The sequence below is a fragment of the Paenibacillus sp. LX16 genome (assembly GCF_036252815.1).
Taxonomy (GTDB): Bacteria; Bacillota; Bacilli; order Paenibacillales; family Paenibacillaceae; genus Paenibacillus; species Paenibacillus polymyxa_B.
In genome coordinates this window covers 4377778-4394271 of the sequence record NZ_CP141152.1, presented here as the reverse complement: position 1 = coordinate 4394271, position 16494 = coordinate 4377778, and the positions used below count along the sequence as shown (strand labels likewise).

At 48.4% G+C, this 16494-nt stretch carries 9 protein-coding genes, 11 tRNA genes and 3 rRNA genes; all 23 read left to right on the top strand.

Annotated elements, in window-relative coordinates; genetic code table 11:
- Nucleotides 1-48: 48 nt before the first annotated feature.
- The 23 genes from T3H97_RS19625 (at nucleotide 49) to yajC (ending at nucleotide 16406) form a co-directional block, all read left to right on the top strand.
- Entirely contained in the window at nucleotides 49-1659 is a 1611-nt protein-coding gene (locus T3H97_RS19625) for a LysM peptidoglycan-binding domain-containing protein (protein WP_328800627.1), read from the top strand.
- Between the two features lie 490 nt (nucleotides 1660-2149).
- Nucleotides 2150-3705 (top strand): 16S ribosomal RNA (locus T3H97_RS19620).
- A gap of 353 nt (nucleotides 3706-4058) precedes the next feature.
- Nucleotides 4059-6986: ribosomal RNA gene (locus tag T3H97_RS19615) — 23S ribosomal RNA — on the top strand.
- A gap of 152 nt (nucleotides 6987-7138) precedes the next feature.
- A 5S ribosomal RNA gene (gene rrf / locus T3H97_RS19610) occupies nucleotides 7139-7255 on the top strand.
- Together the 16S, 23S and 5S rRNA genes with 11 tRNA genes alongside form the textbook arrangement of a ribosomal RNA operon.
- 19 nt (nucleotides 7256-7274) lie before the next feature.
- A tRNA-Asn gene (locus T3H97_RS19605) sits at nucleotides 7275-7350 on the top strand.
- 3 nt (nucleotides 7351-7353) lie between these two features.
- Nucleotides 7354-7445, top strand: a tRNA-Ser gene (locus T3H97_RS19600).
- Nucleotides 7446-7462: 17 nt separating this feature from the next.
- A tRNA-Glu gene (locus T3H97_RS19595) sits at nucleotides 7463-7534 on the top strand.
- 10 nt (nucleotides 7535-7544) lie between these two features.
- A tRNA-Val gene (locus tag T3H97_RS19590) sits at nucleotides 7545-7620 on the top strand.
- Nucleotides 7621-7649: 29 nt separating this feature from the next.
- A tRNA-Met gene (locus tag T3H97_RS19585) sits at nucleotides 7650-7726 on the top strand.
- A gap of 26 nt (nucleotides 7727-7752) precedes the next feature.
- Nucleotides 7753-7829 (top strand) — tRNA-Asp (locus T3H97_RS19580).
- Nucleotides 7830-7857: 28 nt separating this feature from the next.
- Nucleotides 7858-7933 (top strand) — tRNA-Lys (locus tag T3H97_RS19575).
- Between the two features lie 35 nt (nucleotides 7934-7968).
- Nucleotides 7969-8043 (top strand) — tRNA-Gly (locus T3H97_RS19570).
- A 5-nt stretch (nucleotides 8044-8048) separates the two neighbouring features.
- Nucleotides 8049-8125: transfer RNA gene (locus T3H97_RS19565), tRNA-Arg, on the top strand.
- A 12-nt stretch (nucleotides 8126-8137) separates the two neighbouring features.
- A tRNA-Leu gene (locus T3H97_RS19560) sits at nucleotides 8138-8217 on the top strand.
- A 7-nt stretch (nucleotides 8218-8224) separates the two neighbouring features.
- Nucleotides 8225-8298: transfer RNA gene (locus T3H97_RS19555), tRNA-Pro, on the top strand.
- A gap of 114 nt (nucleotides 8299-8412) precedes the next feature.
- Nucleotides 8413-9117, top strand: coding sequence for a BofC C-terminal domain-containing protein (locus T3H97_RS19550; protein WP_328800626.1), 705 nt, complete (start codon nucleotides 8413-8415; stop codon nucleotides 9115-9117).
- Nucleotides 9118-9346: 229 nt separating this feature from the next.
- Entirely contained in the window at nucleotides 9347-9850 is a 504-nt protein-coding gene (ruvC, locus tag T3H97_RS19545; RefSeq protein WP_025716926.1) for a crossover junction endodeoxyribonuclease RuvC, read from the top strand.
- Nucleotides 9847-10461, top strand: a complete 615-nt coding sequence (gene ruvA / locus T3H97_RS19540) for a Holliday junction branch migration protein RuvA (protein ID WP_311079489.1) — start codon at nucleotides 9847-9849, stop codon at nucleotides 10459-10461. The genes ruvC and ruvA overlap by 4 nt, the downstream gene beginning before the upstream one ends.
- A 50-nt stretch (nucleotides 10462-10511) precedes the next feature.
- Entirely contained in the window at nucleotides 10512-11519 is a 1008-nt protein-coding gene (gene ruvB, locus T3H97_RS19535) for a Holliday junction branch migration DNA helicase RuvB (protein ID WP_023989937.1), read from the top strand.
- Nucleotides 11520-11746: 227 nt separating this feature from the next.
- Nucleotides 11747-13840: a SpoIID/LytB domain-containing protein gene (locus T3H97_RS19530; RefSeq protein ID WP_328800625.1), complete on the top strand. Its 2094-nt coding sequence runs from the start codon at nucleotides 11747-11749 to the stop codon at nucleotides 13838-13840.
- A gap of 7 nt (nucleotides 13841-13847) precedes the next feature.
- Nucleotides 13848-14876 (top strand): tRNA preQ1(34) S-adenosylmethionine ribosyltransferase-isomerase QueA, encoded by a 1029-nt coding sequence (queA, locus tag T3H97_RS19525; protein ID WP_061829380.1) that lies wholly within the window; start codon nucleotides 13848-13850, stop codon nucleotides 14874-14876.
- Nucleotides 14877-14896: 20 nt separating this feature from the next.
- Nucleotides 14897-16036: a tRNA guanosine(34) transglycosylase Tgt gene (tgt, locus tag T3H97_RS19520; RefSeq protein ID WP_039275028.1), complete on the top strand. Its 1140-nt coding sequence runs from the start codon at nucleotides 14897-14899 to the stop codon at nucleotides 16034-16036.
- Nucleotides 16037-16070: 34 nt separating this feature from the next.
- On the top strand, nucleotides 16071-16406 hold the full coding sequence (yajC, locus tag T3H97_RS19515; RefSeq protein ID WP_061829379.1) for a preprotein translocase subunit YajC: 336 nt from the start codon (nucleotides 16071-16073) through the stop codon (nucleotides 16404-16406).
- Nucleotides 16407-16494: the final 88 nt, after the last annotated feature.

Genomic DNA, 16494 nt, shown 5'->3' with positions numbered 1-16494 from the left:
GCCGGGCGTTTATCCCGCCCGAACGAAAGTCTAGGAGGTTTGTGACCTGTGAAAATACACATCGTCAAAAAAGGTGACACTCTGTACTTGCTGGCACAGAAGTATAATGTGACGCTGGAGAAAGTTATTGCCGCCAATCCCCAATTGGCAGACCCTAATCAGTTGAGCATCGGCGAGAAAATTAAAATTCCAACAGACCCTGTTACGATGGAAACACAGCCGTCAACGGTATATCAACACAAGGTTAAGCAAGGAGATTCATTGTGGAAGTTGTCCAAGGCGTGGAATGTACCGCTTAAGCTAATTATTGATGCCAATCCCCAGCTTAAAAACCCGAACGCACTTTTGGTTGGAGAAACAGTTAATATTCCACACTACAAAGAAGAGGCGTCTGATTTTACTGAGAATAAAAAAAATACCGCAGTCAAAGAAGAGATGACACAGCCTAAACCTGAATCTCCAACCAAGCAAGAACTTACCCAGCCCAAGGCGGAGTTGACGCAGCCTAAGCAGGAGAATATGCCTAGCCCTAAAGAAGAGATGACACAGCCAAAAGAAACAGTAAATCCTCCTAAGCTTCCTGAATTAAAACTGCCTGAAGTTCCTATGGCACCCGTAAATCCTGCTCCACCTCAAATGCAGCCCATAGTTACTCCACCTGCTCCACCTCAAATGCAACCTATAGTTACCCAACCCATCGCATCTAAGCCACAGCTTCCTACAACTATTGTGAAGCAACCTGTAGCTGAGAAATTTTGCGGCTGCACAAAATCGGAGCCGATGGTAAATTCCGAGTGGCCGATACAACAGCCGGCATTTGATTATAGCCCACAAATAAATGCAATGCCGAACTCGTGGTATCCGGGGATTGAGTCTCCTCAAACTTTGGGGAATGCGCCTATAAATACCTCCTTAGCAGAATATGCCTCTCCTACTGTAGTTTCTGATCAGGGCTATCATCATGACTGTGAGCATCCGTGGTGCTGGGGGCCTGTGCAGACATCACCCATAAATGCCCATCCAACACCTTATCCTGCCTATTCAGATTGCTGCGCCCCCGGATATTATCCGAGTCATGAGGCGTCTGAAAATGCATCCTACCCTGTCTATCCTCCATTTATCCATCAAGGGCATCCACAGCAGTATCCAGAGAGTACAGTACAGGGCAGTCAATGGAGCCAGGCATGGGGAGGATCTCAATATGGTTTGCCTGCGGGTGGAAACGTGTCCGACTATAGCCAGCTACAAGGACAACAATCTGCGAATTCCCCTTATCATCCGTTTGCGCATGGGAATGCACCTATGTATCCATTAGAGGGATATACAACCCCCTATATGTTTATGCCAGACTGTGGATGCCGGGAAGAGAACGTCCAGTCGGCACCAGCAATTCCAGGAGCGCAGGAGATGGGTAACAATCTGACTATTGCATCCCAAAATGAAGTTGTTTCTTCTTCTAAACCAAAGGATCGTAGCGTGCGTAAAGATAAATCAAAAGACGGTTCTGGCAGTACATCCAAAGAAGAGACGTCCAAAGCCAAGGTTTCCAGTAAAAATGCTAGCAATAAGAAGCAAAAATCCCGTAATTCAAGTGGAGGAGAACCCCGTTCCTCATCCTATAATGCTCGTTCGCGTAAAAATCCATGGATTAAGGACTGACGTGACTAAATGTAAAAAGAGAGGGACCTCCTAGTAGTGCCCCGGCTTTATTATTCATTAAGAGAAAGAAATGAATGTTAAAGAGACTGTTATTCTGCTTGTGGGAATAATGGTCTCTTTATTTAAATGCAGTGATTTTAAAGATGAGAAAAAAATTAAAAAAGGTGTTGCCTTTTATCGTAATTTTGTGGTATATTCTTATAGCTGTCTTTTACAAGATAGTTAGCAACACGAAAATAAAGTAGAATTGATTAAAAAATTCTTTTGAAAAAAAGTGTTGCAAAGACCTAGAAAACATGATATATTATTTAAGTCGCCGCTGAGATGCGGTGGTGAAACAAAGTGAGACATTATGCAAGTTTGATCTTTGAAAACTGAACAACGAGTGAGTAAAACGATTTTGTTCGCAAAATCAAACAAGAGATATTTTTATCTCGTCAGTTTCAAAATGAGCTTATCGCTCTTTCTATAAACCAACTTCGGTTGGTCTTTAATGGAGAGTTTGATCCTGGCTCAGGACGAACGCTGGCGGCGTGCCTAATACATGCAAGTCGAGCGGGGTTGTTTAGAAGCTTGCTTCTACACAACCTAGCGGCGGACGGGTGAGTAACACGTAGGCAACCTGCCCACAAGACAGGGATAACTACCGGAAACGGTAGCTAATACCCGATACATCCTTTTCCTGCATGGGAGAAGGAGGAAAGATGGAGCAATCTGTCACTTGTGGATGGGCCTGCGGCGCATTAGCTAGTTGGTGGGGTAAAGGCCTACCAAGGCGACGATGCGTAGCCGACCTGAGAGGGTGATCGGCCACACTGGGACTGAGACACGGCCCAGACTCCTACGGGAGGCAGCAGTAGGGAATCTTCCGCAATGGGCGAAAGCCTGACGGAGCAACGCCGCGTGAGTGATGAAGGTTTTCGGATCGTAAAGCTCTGTTGCCAGGGAAGAACGTCTTGTAGAGTAACTGCTACAAGAGTGACGGTACCTGAGAAGAAAGCCCCGGCTAACTACGTGCCAGCAGCCGCGGTAATACGTAGGGGGCAAGCGTTGTCCGGAATTATTGGGCGTAAAGCGCGCGCAGGCGGCTCTTTAAGTCTGGTGTTTAATCCCGAGGCTCAACTTCGGGTCGCACTGGAAACTGGGGAGCTTGAGTGCAGAAGAGGAGAGTGGAATTCCACGTGTAGCGGTGAAATGCGTAGAGATGTGGAGGAACACCAGTGGCGAAGGCGACTCTCTGGGCTGTAACTGACGCTGAGGCGCGAAAGCGTGGGGAGCAAACAGGATTAGATACCCTGGTAGTCCACGCCGTAAACGATGAATGCTAGGTGTTAGGGGTTTCGATACCCTTGGTGCCGAAGTTAACACATTAAGCATTCCGCCTGGGGAGTACGGTCGCAAGACTGAAACTCAAAGGAATTGACGGGGACCCGCACAAGCAGTGGAGTATGTGGTTTAATTCGAAGCAACGCGAAGAACCTTACCAGGTCTTGACATCCCTCTGACCGGTCTAGAGATAGACCTTTCCTTCGGGACAGAGGAGACAGGTGGTGCATGGTTGTCGTCAGCTCGTGTCGTGAGATGTTGGGTTAAGTCCCGCAACGAGCGCAACCCTTATGCTTAGTTGCCAGCAGGTCAAGCTGGGCACTCTAAGCAGACTGCCGGTGACAAACCGGAGGAAGGTGGGGATGACGTCAAATCATCATGCCCCTTATGACCTGGGCTACACACGTACTACAATGGCCGGTACAACGGGAAGCGAAATCGCGAGGTGGAGCCAATCCTAGAAAAGCCGGTCTCAGTTCGGATTGTAGGCTGCAACTCGCCTACATGAAGTCGGAATTGCTAGTAATCGCGGATCAGCATGCCGCGGTGAATACGTTCCCGGGTCTTGTACACACCGCCCGTCACACCACGAGAGTTTACAACACCCGAAGTCGGTGGGGTAACCCGCAAGGGAGCCAGCCGCCGAAGGTGGGGTAGATGATTGGGGTGAAGTCGTAACAAGGTAGCCGTATCGGAAGGTGCGGCTGGATCACCTCCTTTCTATGGAGAATCGTTTCCTGCAACGGAAACATTCAAATATGAAGCATTAGCTTCAAAACTCAGGTTTAGGCCTGTTACTCACTCGTTGCTCAGTTTTGAGAGCTCAAACTCTCAAGCTTCGACGAATGTTTCATTCACACATCCGTGTGGAACCGAAATATTCATCGGGTTTCGCTTCGATGAAGCGAATTGCACCTTGAAAACTGGATACCGAAACGAAATTGCGTTTTAGAATATTCCTTTAAGCTGATCTTGTGTAAACAAGTGAAATAAAGGTAGCTGCCTTGAATTTCATTCACACGTAAGTGTTGAACCGGAATTCAAAGCAAATCGTATTTACGATGTAAATACTAGGTTAAGCTACAAAGAGCACACGGAGGATGCCTAGGCGCCAGGAGCCGACGAAGGACGTGGCGAACAACGATAAGGCCTCGGGGAGCTGTAAGCAAGCTTTGATCCGGGGATGTCCGAATGGGGAAACCCGGCTGTCTTCATCGACAGTCACTTTCTGCTGAATACATAGGCAGAATAGAGGCAGACCAGGGGAACTGAAACATCTAAGTACCCTGAGGAAGAGAAAACAATAGTGATTCCGTCAGTAGCGGCGAGCGAACGCGGATTAGCCCAAACCAAGAAGCTTGCTCCTTGGGGTTGTGGGACGTCTCACATGGAGTTACAAAGGAACCGGTTAGATGAAGAGGTCTGGAAAGGCCCGCCAGAGAAGGTAAAAGCCCTGTAGTTCAAAACTTGTTCTCTCCGAGACGGATCCCGAGTAGTGCGGGGCACGTGAAACCCCGTATGAATCCGGCAGGACCATCTGCCAAGGCTAAATACTCCCTGGCGACCGATAGTGAAGCAGTACCGTGAGGGAAAGGTGAAAAGCACCCCGGAAGGGGAGTGAAATAGATCCTGAAACCGTGTGCTTACAAGAAGTCAGAGCCCGATCTATGGGTGATGGCGTGCCTTTTGTAGAATGAACCGGCGAGTTACGTTCCCGTGCAAGGTTAAGGTGAAGAGCTGAAGCCGCAGCGAAAGCGAGTCTGAATAGGGCGAATGAGTACGTGGACGTAGACCCGAAACCGGGTGATCTACCCCTGTCCAGGGTGAAGGTGCGGTAACACGCACTGGAGGCCCGAACCCACGCATGTTGAAAAATGCGGGGATGAGGTGGGGGTAGCGGAGAAATTCCAATCGAACCCGGAGATAGCTGGTTCTCCCCGAAATAGCTTTAGGGCTAGCCTCGGAAAAAAGAATCGTGGAGGTAGAGCACTGATTGGGTGCGGGGCCCGCAAGGGTTACCAAGCTCAGTCAAACTCCGAATGCCATAGATTTAGTTCCGGGAGTCAGACAGTGAGTGCTAAGATCCATTGTCGAAAGGGAAACAGCCCAGACCATCAGCTAAGGTCCCCAAGTGTGTGTTAAGTGGGAAAGGATGTGGAGTTGCACAGACAACCAGGATGTTGGCTTAGAAGCAGCCACCATTGAAAGAGTGCGTAATAGCTCACTGGTCGAGTGACTCTGCGCCGAAAATGTAACGGGGCTAAACACACCACCGAAGCTATGGCTTGATGCATTGCATCAGGGGTAGGGGAGCGTTGAATGCGGGTTGAAGGTGTACCGTAAGGAGCGCTGGACTGCATTCAAGTGAGAATGCCGGTATGAGTAACGAAAAGATCTGTGAGAATCAGATCCGCCGAAAGCCTAAGGGTTCCTGAGGAAGGTTCGTCCGCTCAGGGTAAGTCGGGACCTAAGGCGAGGCCGATAGGCGTAGTCGAAGGACAACAGGTCGAAATTCCTGTACCACCGTAATCCGTTATGAGCGATGGGGTGACGCAGTAGGGTAGTGACGCGGACTGATGGATGTCCGTCTAAGCAGTGAGGCTGGTGTGTAGGCAAATCCGCACATCGTAAGGCTGGGCTGTGATGGGGAGCGAAAATTATAGTAGCGAAGGTCATGATCTCAGACTGCCAAGAAAAGCCTCTAGCCAGGAGAAGGTGCCCGTACCGCAAACCGACACAGGTAGGCGAGAAGAGAATTCTAAGGCGCGCGGAAGAACTCTCGTTAAGGAACTCGGCAAAATGACCCCGTAACTTCGGGAGAAGGGGTGCCTCGGTAGGGTGAATAGCCCGAGGGGGCCGCAGTGAAAAGGCCCAAGCGACTGTTTAGCAAAAACACAGGTCTGTGCGAAGCCGCAAGGCGAAGTATACGGGCTGACGCCTGCCCGGTGCTGGAAGGTTAAGGGGAGTGGTAAGCCCTTCGGGGCGAAGCTATGAACCGAAGCCCCAGTAAACGGCGGCCGTAACTATAACGGTCCTAAGGTAGCGAAATTCCTTGTCAGGTAAATTCTGACCCGCACGAATGGCGTAACGACTTGGGCGCTGTCTCAACGAGAGATCCGGTGAAATTTTAATACCTGTGAAGATGCAGGTTACCCGCGACAAGACGGAAAGACCCCATGGAGCTTTACTGCAGCTTGATATTGAATTTGGGTACGATCTGTACAGGATAGGTGGGAGCCGTAGAACTTTGAGCGCCAGCTTGAAGGGAGGCATCCTTGGGATACCACCCTGATCGTATCTAGGTTCTAACTTGGTACCGTAAACCGGTGCGAGGACAGTGTCAGGTGGGCAGTTTGACTGGGGCGGTCGCCTCCTAAAGAGTAACGGAGGCGCCCCAAGGTTCCCTCAGAATGGTTGGAAATCATTCGAAGAGTGCAAAGGCAGAAGGGAGCTTGACTGCGAGACCTACAAGTCGAGCAGGGACGAAAGTCGGGCTTAGTGATCCGGTGGTACCGCATGGAAGGGCCATCGCTCAACGGATAAAAGCTACCCTGGGGATAACAGGCTTATCTCCCCCAAGAGTCCACATCGACGGGGAGGTTTGGCACCTCGATGTCGGCTCATCGCATCCTGGGGCTGAAGTAGGTCCCAAGGGTTGGGCTGTTCGCCCATTAAAGCGGTACGCGAGCTGGGTTCAGAACGTCGTGAGACAGTTCGGTCCCTATCTGTCGTGGGCGTAGGAAATTTGAGAGGAGCTGTCCTTAGTACGAGAGGACCGGGATGGACGTACCGCTGGTGTACCAGTTGTTCCGCCAGGAGCACCGCTGGGTAGCTATGTACGGAAGGGATAAGCGCTGAAAGCATCTAAGCGTGAAGCCCCCCTCAAGATGAGATTTCCCAGTATGTAAGACCCCTTGAAGACGACGAGGTAGATAGGTTGGGGGTGGAAGTGCAGTAATGCATGGAGCTGACCAATACTAATCGGTCGAGGGCTTATCCTAAAGAATAAAACGCAAATAAGTTTCGGATCCAGTTTTCAGGGTGTAACCTTGAAGGTATGTAGAAATACATACAACAAGCGCATGGCTATTCATTCACACGATAAGTGATGGACCGAATAACCGTACGGTAGAATTTGCACAGCAAATTCATGTTTGGTGGCGATAGCGGAGGGGTTCCACACGTACCCATCCCGAACACGACCGTTAAGCCCTCCAGCGCCGATGGTACTTGGACCGCAGGGTCCTGGGAGAGTAGGACGTCGCCAAGCAGAGCTTTATGATTATTATTCCCTGATAGCTCAGTTGGTAGAGCACTCGACTGTTAATCGAGTTGTCACAGGTTCGAGTCCTGTTCGGGGAGCCATATGGAGAGGTGTCCGAGTTGGCCGAAGGAGCACGATTGGAAATCGTGTAGGCGCCAAAAGCGTCTCGAGGGTTCGAATCCCTCTCTCTCCGCCAGAATTATTTTATTGCATGGCCCGTTGGTCAAGGGGTTAAGACACCTCCCTTTCACGGAGGTAACAGGGGTTCGAATCCCCTACGGGTCATAAGTAATATGGAGGCTTAGCTCAGCTGGGAGAGCATCTGCCTTACAAGCAGAGGGTCGGGGGTTCGAGCCCCTCAGCCTCCACCATTTACTTAAATAGCAGTCCCTCATATTATCGCGGGGTGGAGCAGTTCGGTAGCTCGTCGGGCTCATAACCCGAAGGCCGCAGGTTCAAATCCTGCCCCCGCAACCAATTAACTTTTGAATGTAAATTGCTATGGAACTGTGGTGTAGAGGCCTAACATGCCTGCCTGTCACGCAGGAGATCGCGGGTTCGAATCCCGTCAGTTCCGCCATTTTTACAAAGTTATATTATCCTGTTGGGAGCCATTAGCTCAGTTGGTAGAGCACCTGACTTTTAATCAGGGTGTCGAAGGTTCGAGTCCTTCATGGCTCACCATTCATGCACTTATATGTCATGGATATAATGATATTGCGGACGTGGCTCAGCGGTAGAGCATCGCCTTGCCAAGGCGAGGGTCGCGGGTTCGATTCCCGTCGTCCGCTCCATATTTGCGCCCTTAGCTCAGCTGGATAGAGCGTTTGACTACGAATCAAAAGGCCGGGAGTTCGAATCTCTCAGGGCGCGCCATTAACTTCATAAGCCGGTGTGGCGGAATTGGCAGACGCGCGCGACTCAAAATCGTGAGGGAAACCGTGGAGGTTCGAGTCCTCTCACCGGCATGTATTTCGGGATGTAGCTCAGCTTGGTAGAGCACCTGGTTTGGGACCAGGGGGTCGCATGTTCAAATCGTGTCATCCCGATTCAAAAGGAAAGTCGCTGGAAGCAGCGGCTTTTTTGTTATATTAATATCTTTTTGTATAAATCAGTAATCGCCAGGTCACACTAACACAAAAAGTGGGACGGAAGGGATTACTGTGAAGCGATTAAGTTGGAAAAAACAGATGAAACGGCGCTGGAAACAGTGGAGAAGAACTGTGTGGGCCTGTAGCATTTTTGGTGCGGCTTGTTTGCTGGCAGGGTTGGGTATTCTGTTTTCGAATTATATGCAGGCCATGTTGTCACAGCCACTCGCTACTACCGTCATGGCAGAGGAGGGCATGGATGAGGCTTCATATCTGAGCCCAACTGAAGATCACTCCTCACAGATGCAGCTATTGCAAAGTATTCGTGCTTCCGGTATAAGCAGGAAGACCCGTCTGTTAACCACCTACGTGTGTGGTACGGAAACACTTTCCTTGGGAACGCTAAGTTCACAGCAGCTAGAGACCTTACTGAAGCAGCATCCCGATTGGAAGGGACGACTTAATACCAAAGGAGAGGTGTGGCTGGAGCGAAGGGTGGAAGACTTGTCAGAGTCATGCAAAGAGCGTGGATATATGGGTTTGAGCACTGACGGCCAGCTTACATTGTATGAGGGGCTACCTAAAAAGGAAAAAGTTATCCGCACTTTTTTTCAATTGGATGTGGGTTCCATGGAGACCGCCTTGCCAGAAGGGGTGTATAAACAACTTCAGCAGGGGATCCGTGTACAGGATATAAATGAGTATAACAGTGTAATCTCCACTTTTAGTGACTTTGCCGTAGAGCGAACACAGAGAGTATTAAAGCAGCACTATTGATTGTAACTACGGAGACGTTAGGCTTTGCCCATGAGGTGAGGCTTGAAGCGTCTCTTTTTATGTTTTTACTCACGTTTAAATTTTTTCCTCTATTAGATACAAAGTTTTGTTATAATGAAAAGAACGACACATATGTTCGCTTTATATGATATTTAGCCATGATTATATTCAGGATAACGCTGGCTATTGTTTAGTTACGCCATGTTTGAGCGATAGGGGAGAGATTTTTTTGCGTTTTTTAGGAATTGATCCGGGTATTGCTATTGTGGGCTTCGGGTTTGTAGACAAGATTGGCAGTAAAGTGGTTCCTGTGCAGTATGGCTGTATCCAGACGGAGGCTCATACACCGGAAGAAGAAAGACTGCTTCATGTATATGAAGGCATGTTGCAATTAATAGATAAATATAAGCCTGATGCGGTAGCACTGGAAAAGCTCTTTTTTAATCGCAACGTTACAACCGCTATGTCTGTAAGTCAGGCACGTGGGGTGCTGGTACTAGCTGCAAAACAACGTAATTTGCCTATAGGTGAATACACGCCGATGCAGGTAAAGCAGGCTATTGTAGGGTATGGTAAGGCAGAGAAGAAACAGGTACAGGAAATGGTTAGAATGTTTCTAAAGCTTCAAGCTGTGCCCAAACCGGACGATGTAGCGGATGCTTTGGCGGTGGCAATTTGTCATGCGCACTCCTATGGGCTAAATTCAAAATTAAATGAGGTATTGCGAAAATGATAGATTTCTTGCGTGGTTCTGTGGCCCATTTGGAAAATGAATATGTCGTTTTAGATGTGCAGGGTGTAGGGTACCGGGTATTTTGTCCGAATCCTTACGCGTTCGCCAAAACTGAAGGTCCAGTGGTTATTTACATTCACCATCATGTAAGGGAAGATGCTATTTTACTGTTCGGTTTTGCGACCCGTGAGGAACAGCAGCTTTTCCGTAAACTGATTGATGTATCTGGTATTGGACCGCGTGTTGCGCTTGGTATTTTAGGAGGCGGTACGCCTGCTCATGTGGTAACGGCGATTTATCAGGAGAATATCACATTTCTCACCAAGTTACCGGGGATCGGTAAAAAGACGGCACAACGTATGATTCTGGATTTGAAAGACAAGCTGGACGGTATTGGCTCGTTTGGGATGGCAACCGGATTGTTTGCTGAGCCTGTCGTAGAAGAAGGCGAAGGTTCATATTGGAGCGAGGCCCGTGAGGCGCTCAAGGCGCTCGGTTATACTGATACTGAGTTGGATAAAGTATGGAGCAGAATGAAGAAAGATGCGAAACCTGATGAATCTGCCGATATTTTGATGAAGCGGGCTTTGCAACTGTTGTTTGCCGGATAGGACGCTGATGTCCGTTAACGAATGTCTGGTGAAAAGAGGAGCGATGGAACATGGATGACCGGATTATTTCCGCCAATTTGATGATGGAAGACCAGACGGCGGAGCTAAGCCTTCGCCCCCGTTATCTTAATGAATATATCGGGCAAAATCAGGTTAAGGAAAATCTGAAAGTATATATTGAAGCGGCCAAAATGCGTAAAGAAGCGTTGGACCATGTACTGTTGTACGGACCGCCTGGGTTGGGTAAAACAACTCTTGCTAACATTATCGCCAATGAGTTGGGGGTTAATCTTCGTACGACTTCAGGTCCTGCAATTGAAAGACCGGGAGATTTGGCAGCATTGCTGACCAATCTTCAAGAGGGTGATGTTTTGTTCATTGATGAGATTCATCGCCTTCATCGTACGGTGGAAGAAGTCATGTATCCGGCGATGGAGGATTTTGCGCTGGACATTATGATTGGCAAAGGCCCGAGTGCACGTTCGGTCCGTCTGGATTTGCCACCCTTTACCCTTATAGGGGCCACTACGCGTGCTGGGCTGCTCTCTGCGCCATTGCGTGACCGGTTTGGTGTTATTAGTCGATTAGAGTTTTATACGACAGACGAGCTGGCTTACATCGTGTCCAGGAATGCGGATATTATGGAGATTGAGATTGTTGGGGATGCGGCGGAGGAAATCGCATTGCGTTCACGGGGGACCCCGCGCATTGCTAACCGACTGTTAAAAAGGGTACGTGATTTTGCCCAGGTTGCCGGAGACGGTATTATTCATTCTGAGTTGGCTGCAGAGGCGCTGAAGAGACTTCAAATAGATCCACTCGGGCTGGATGAAATTGATCATAAAATGCTTAAGGCCATGATTCATTCATTCCGGGGCGGGCCTGTAGGATTGGACACAATTGCTGCAACCATTGGTGAGGAGAGCCAGACAATTGAGGATGTGTACGAGCCTTATTTGTTACAAATTGGTCTTTTACAAAGAACACCTCGGGGACGAACAGTGACTCCGGCGGCATATGGCCACCTTGGAATCCCGATGCCAACGGATCCACGGTGATTAGGAAACATGAGGCACTTTTCAAAAAATCATTGCATGGTTACACGCAAGTATGGTAAATACGGTATCGGCTGACGGATGATTAAGGGAAGTAAGAGTGTAAGCAAGTTTCGAGCGGGTTCATATTTTAGTTTATTCCGCCGATGTATTTAAAGGGATAGACAAGGTCGAGATCCCGATAAATTACGCAATATAAGTGCTAGACAGCTAGATTGGGGGAGCCAGAAATGAGTGGAGAAGCATTTAACCGAAAAAGTATTTTCGGTGCATGGATGGGCCGGGCCAAACGAGCAGCAGCGATTATGGTATTAGCTACAGTGTGCATACCTTGGTCTTCGGGAGTTCACGCTGCTGCCGCCCAAGAGGATATTCGTGTAGTGATTTTTGCGGATCTAGGTAGCAAATATAAAGCGACAGTCCCCGCTGTAACCTTGAAATCACCAGGAGGTCTGAGTGTTGGACAGAACAGTGGGAGCGGTTTTCAAAATTGGATGGGACTGCCAGACAGTACGGCTCGTTTTAGTGTAGACAGCTATCGGGTGAAGGTACTTGAAGGAAATGAAGCAGCGGCGATAAAAGCGGCCCAAGCTCTGCAAAAGACTAATGATAAACCTACGGTTTTTATCGGTTCAAAAAATGGTAGCTCTGTGTATCAAGTGTACGCGGGAATATATGCTAGTGAGCAGTCTGCGCAGGCCGCTGTACAGCGGATTTCCTCCGCAACCGGAGCACAGGCCGAGGTTAAGGGAAACAAGCATTGGTCCACAGGCAGCTACGGAAGCGAGCAGGAAGCTAATCTCGTTCGAACGACAATAGCTGCGGCGGGCTTTGATGCTTTTACTGTGATTCAATCAAGAGGCCAGTATGCTGTATGGGTTGGAGAAGAATGTAATGACAGCAAGCTGTCGGCTTTGAAAACTGAGTTGGAGAGCAAGCAACCGAGACTCACGCTGTCTAAAGTTAATGCCACTCAAACCGGCCTCATTATAAGACAGGAAGCAGGAGTCACGACTGGCTCGCAGGTGATGTCTCATTACATGCTAAGTGGTTCTGATAATAGCAAGGTAATTGTCAACGGTGGTAATGATGGAATACAAGTGATGGAAAGATCACAGCGTACATATCGCGGCGAGATGGAGATTGGCATGACGTCAGGCCAGCTGGCGCTTGTGAACGAAGTTCCTTTGGAGCAGTATTTGTATTCCGTGGTAGGAGCAGAGGTCTATTCCTCATGGCCAGATGAAGCGCTCAAGGCTCAAGCGGTAGCGGCCCGTAGCTACGCACTTGCCCAAGGCAATCGGTTTCAGATCGGCAATGTGGTAGATGGCACGTTAAGCCAGGCTTACAACGGTAAGAGCTCGGAACATGCCAATGTCAATGAGGCTGTAGATGCAACAGCTGGTGAAGTCATTAAAAGTGGCGGCAAAGTGGTCGAAGCTGTATTTTCATCTAATGCGGGCGGTGTGACAGCAGATGCTTCCGAGGTGTGGAACAGTGGTGGCGAAGCCTTTGCCAGCGTAGACAGCTCGGGGGATACTTCGGCGCAAAAAGGAGCACAGGAATGGTATCATGTACTTCTCTCCAGTGGCAAGACAGGGTATATTCGTGAGGATAATGCTAAGGAACTGGAGGGTGTCACAGAAGCGGGGTTAGATAAAATCACCGTCACTGCGGAAAATACAAATGTGCGTCCTATTCCCCAAATCCAATCGACGGTTACACCAGTAGCTAAGGCGCAGCCGGGTGAAGAGATAATTGTATTAGAAAAGGTGCCTCAGTCTGGAGACTATGCATGGGTGCGGGGGCCCTTTACGTCAGCTCAGCTTGCTAAATCCCTGCAAGGGAAAGTAACGGGCACAGTGCCTTCCTCTATTAATCACCTCGATGTCACCAAACGTGGTCCATCAGGGCGAGTGTTGGAGGTTGAAGCGAACGGATCCCCTTTGAAAGTGAAATATCCGGATATGTTTCGCTCAGCGATGGGTGGACTCCCGAGCACACTGTTTGATATTGCGAGTACCGGAAGTTATACTGTATTAGGCGCTGATGGGGCTACTTCTCATGTAAGTGGTACACAAGCTACTCAAATCCTGTCCGCATCTGGCAGCAGTACTTCAAGTGGTAACGGGGTGATCGTCATGAATGAAGATCGTCATGCACGAGTCATTGACAAAACACAAAGCTTTATTTTTACAGGTAAAGGAAATGGTCATGGTTTGGGCTTATCCCAATGGGGTGCCAACGGTTTGGCCGAGCAGGGGTATGATTACAAGAAAATTTTGCAACACTATTACAAAAATGTGGATATAGTTAAGGACTGACCAATATATGAATGTAAACGACTACGATTTTGAACTGCCTGAAACATTAATTGCGCAGACGCCTTTGCTTGATCGGAGCGCTTCCAGATTACTGACGCTAAACAAAAATAACGGTGAAGTGGGTCATCATACGTTTTCGGATATTGTGCAGTATCTCCAACCAGGGGATACGCTGGTGTTAAACGATACGAGAGTGATTCCTGCACGCTTGTTTGGCATCAAGGAAGACACAGGAGCTAAGGCTGAGGTTTTGCTGCTTAAGCAACTGCAAGGGGACCGATGGGAAGCATTGGTGAAACCCGGTAAAAAGCTAAAAAAGGGTGCTGTTATTGTTTTCGGTGATGAGCTGAAAGCAGTAATTGAGGAAGAAGGAGATATGGGCGGAAGGGTGCTTTCATTTTCATATGACGGTATTTTTCAGGAGATCTTGGACCGTCTGGGGCAGATGCCGCTTCCGCCGTATATCAAGGAACAACTGGATGACCGCGAGCGTTATCAGACCGTTTATGCTCGGCATGAAGGTTCGGCTGCGGCTCCAACAGCAGGGCTGCATTTTACAGAAGAATTGCTGGACCAGATTAAAAAGAAGGGCGTTACCGTTGCCTTTATCACACTTCATGTTGGCTTAGGGACGTTCAGACCGATGTCTGTGGATACGATTGAAGAGCATGTCATGCATGAAGAGTATTATTCATTATCACAGGAAACGGCAGATGTACTTAATGCAACCAAGGCGCGCGGTGGGAGAATCGTGGCAGTGGGAACAACCAGTTGCCGAACGCTGGAGACGGTAGGCAATACATTCGCAGATGGAGTGCTGCAGGCCAGCAGTGGCTGGACACAGATTTTTATTTATCCAGGCTATGAATTCCGTGTGGTGGATGCGATGATTACGAATTTTCATTTGCCTAAATCTACCTTGGTTATGCTGGTCAGCGCACTGGCGGGCAGGGAGAATATTATGCATGCTTACCAGGAGGCAATTGACCGACAATATCGGTTTTTCAGCTTTGGGGACGCAATGTTCATTTATTAATTAAGGATGGTAGAGAAAATATGGCACCTGCAATAAGATACGAACATATTAAAACCTGCAAGCAATCGGGAGCCCGTCTCGGGCGTGTACACACACCTCACGGAGTTATTGAGACACCAACTTTTATGCCTGTGGGAACTCAAGCAACTGTTAAAACGATGAGTCCTGAGGAACTGAAAGCGATGGATGCTCAAATTATTTTGAGTAACACGTACCATTTGTTTCTTCGTCCCGGCCACGATATTATTCGTGAAGCGGGTGGACTGCACAAGTTTATGAATTGGGATCGCCCTATTTTAACAGACAGCGGCGGATTCCAGGTGTTTTCTTTAAGTGAAATGCGTAAAATTTCAGAGGAGGGTGTTCATTTTCGCTCTCATTTAAATGGAGATAAGAAGTTTCTTTCACCAGAAGTGGCGATGGAAATTCAAAACTCGCTTGGCTCAGATATTATGATGGCCTTCGATGAATGCCCGCCGTTTCCGGCTGAATATGAGTATGTTAAAAAGTCACTGGAACGCACCAGCCGTTGGGCTGAGCGTTGTCTAGAGGCACACGCGCGTCCTCATGATCAAGGTCTGTTTGCCATTGTTCAGGGAGGCATGCATGAAGATCTGCGCAAGCAAAGCGCTGCGGATTTGACTTCCATGGATTTCCCGGGGTATGCTATTGGTGGACTGAGCGTAGGTGAACCGAAACATTTGATGTATGAAGTGCTCGATTATACGGTTCCTCTGCTTCCTACCAACAAGCCACGTTATTTGATGGGCGTGGGTTCGCCTGATGCTTTGATTGAAGGCTCTATCCGTGGTGTGGATATGTTCGATTGTGTACTTCCAACGCGAATTGCTCGCAATGGGACAACGATGACCAGCCAAGGTCGTCTTGTCGTTCGCAATGCCCAATATGCAAGCGATTTTGGCCCGCTCGATCCTGCTTGTGATTGTTATACCTGTCGCAATTATTCACGTGCTTACTTGCGACATTTGATTAAAGCGGATGAAACCTTCGGGCTCCGACTGACAACGTATCATAACTTGCATTTCTTAATACAATTGATGCGTAATGTCAGACAAGCGATTATGGATGACAGGCTGCTTGATTTCCGAGATGAATTTTTTGAGCAGTACGGTCTTCATGATAATGATAAAGGTTTTTAAGTTTTAGGGAGAGTATACGAAAGGGGGATTTAACATGTTTCATTTTGCTACAGCCGCTGCTGCACCCGGTGGAACTGGCGGACTTTTTCAAATGATCTGGCCACTGGCTCTGATGTTTGTAATCTTCTATTTCTTGCTGATTCGCCCGAATCAGAAAAAACAAAAGCAGCGTCAAACGATGCTTCAAGCTTTGAAAAAGGGAGATAAAGTAATTACAATCGGAGGTCTTCACGGTACAATTATGGAGATTACGGATGATGTAGTAGTTTTGCGTGTGAATGATGTCACGAAGCTGACCTTTGACCGCAGTGCAATCAGCAACGCGATTGCAAAAGACACGGCATCTGAGGAAGTTGTTTCCAAATCGTAAAATGCTGGTGACCGTTATGCAAAAACCGAGCCTTTGAGGAGGCTCGGTTTTTTTGTGTTGTTTTATTACATGGATACAAACATTTTGA

Excerpts from the sequence above, each read along its gene's own strand:
- ruvA (WP_311079489.1), top strand. The coding sequence starts at position 9,847 with ATGATAGATTTCTTGCGTGGTTCTGTGGCCCATTTGGAAAATGAATAT.
- ruvB (WP_023989937.1), top strand. The coding sequence starts at position 10,512 with ATGGATGACCGGATTATTTCCGCCAATTTGATGATGGAAGACCAGACG.
- T3H97_RS19530 (WP_328800625.1), top strand. The coding sequence starts at position 11,747 with ATGAGTGGAGAAGCATTTAACCGAAAAAGTATTTTCGGTGCATGGATG.
- queA (WP_061829380.1), top strand. The coding sequence starts at position 13,848 with ATGAATGTAAACGACTACGATTTTGAACTGCCTGAAACATTAATTGCG.
- tgt (WP_039275028.1), top strand. The coding sequence starts at position 14,897 with ATGGCACCTGCAATAAGATACGAACATATTAAAACCTGCAAGCAATCG.
- yajC (WP_061829379.1), top strand. The coding sequence starts at position 16,071 with ATGTTTCATTTTGCTACAGCCGCTGCTGCACCCGGTGGAACTGGCGGA.